Genomic DNA, 1735 nt, shown 5'->3' with positions numbered 1-1735 from the left:
AGAATGCTGTTGTTTAACTAAAAGGAAACTTTGGTTAAACAACAGCATTTATTAATTTGCTGACAGCCTTTTTTATGACTTATAAATACTGATTCAATAATCTTTTCAAATACACTTCATTTTGCGGTGATACTTTTTCAGAAAATCTAGCTGCAATAATAATAGGAGCCCATTGAAAAACTTCATCTCTTGATAAGCCGGTACGACTGCAATATATATGTAAATACATCTCAGCTAATTCTACCGAAGATTGTGAGTACAACAAGTATGTTCGAAATACATCTGCACGAATATCACCTGAACTTGCATCTACCCAGTCTATAACTTTCACTTTCTCTTCCTTACTCAAAATCAAATTAAATGGATGGAAATCTCCATGACATAGCCTAAAATCAAATGTAATAGAATCTAATTTTTGTAATATATTCTTCTTTTTGCTTTCATCCAATTTATGTACAGATTTAATTTGACGCTCTAACCTTTTCCTCATTAACTCCATTTCATCTGTATTCACACGTATAGCATGGATCTTTTTTTGCTCATTAACACAAAGTCCGATATAACGCTCTGCCTCATTTAAATTATTAAGTAGGAGATCACCAACACTGTCCCCTTTTACGTATCCCATAATAATTGCCTGTCTATCGTGTATCTTTGTCACTTCAAATACGTTTGGAACTGGCAGCCCGCATGAATAAGCATATTTTTGTTTTTTTGCTTCATTCATAGACTCTGTATCTGGGAGGTAATCTTTAAATAATTTTACAACCTTATCATCAGTTAAATAAATTTCTGCTGTATTCCCTTTTGCAATTGGATTACCTAAAACCACTTCATTTCTCCCCTTAACATAAATTAAAATAACACCTTATACCTCTCTTTAAATTCACTATAATCCTAGCTAAAACCTTCTTCACGAATATACAAAAAACTTACCGCTTTCCATCCTTAAATAGAAAGCGGTAAGTTTAATTGTTTAGGAATATCAGAATGAAACTCTGATGTATGCACAATTGAAAATGTATATCCTTGCTCAATAAATGATACTTCATTACATTTATATTCAAATGATACACCATTTTTCTTAAAGTTATTTTGGATTCGCTGTAAAAATGCGACGTCTGGTGTTCCGAAAGAAACGTGTACTTTCGGTGATAGAGCTTTCATCGCGATTGGAATCCAAGGTCGCTGCCACCAAGTTGCGACGACATAAGCAGTGCCACCAACTACAAAGTTAAAAATATCCCCGTCTTCCATCGTTTTCATATTTAGATTTGATTTCAGCCATTCCCTAAAAATAGGTACACTTTTAACAGGAAGACCAATTTCCCTTACATATAAAATGTTTAAAGGTGACTGCGGTACTAATACATCTTCTTTAACATAACTATGCGCGATAATTTCGAGTAGATTTCCATCTCCGTCTTTAAAGTATAAATTGAATCGACCATCCTCTTCATCAATTATATGACCATCTTTCCATTTCGCAATGAGTAATCCAGACTCCTCAAGCCATCTTGCTGTTTCATGAAATTTTGAATATGGGATTTCAAAAGCAACATGTGCAGGTGCAATTGGTTCATACACTTCTTGAAAACTAATTGTTGTATAAGGTGTTACTTCAAATTGAATGAAGGATGCTGTTTCTTTTTTTATTGGAAAAGATAATATGTCCTTATAAACTTGTTTTACCCCTTCTATGGAAACCGTTTGTAGTTTTATATCTGATATATGT

Annotated in this window: 2 protein-coding genes; both read right to left on the bottom strand. The window is 33.2% G+C overall.

Features of this window, described 5'->3' with window-relative positions; translation table 11 throughout:
• Nucleotides 1-79: 79 nt before the first annotated feature.
• Nucleotides 80-832, bottom strand: coding sequence for an aminoglycoside phosphotransferase family protein (locus ACQGS6_RS27905; protein WP_000242840.1), 753 nt, complete (start codon nt 830-832; stop codon nt 80-82).
• A gap of 116 nt (nt 833-948) precedes the next feature.
• Nucleotides 949-1735 (bottom strand): VOC family protein (locus ACQGS6_RS27900; protein ID WP_426965989.1); only part of this gene is annotated, 787 nt, incomplete at its 5' end.

This window comes from Bacillus sp. GMs2/2, assembly GCF_050172095.1.
In the GTDB taxonomy this organism is placed as follows: domain Bacteria; phylum Bacillota; class Bacilli; order Bacillales; family Bacillaceae_G; genus Bacillus_A; species Bacillus_A cereus.
Note: the sequence above shows the minus strand (reverse complement) of the source record. Positions and strands in the feature narration are given on the sequence as shown.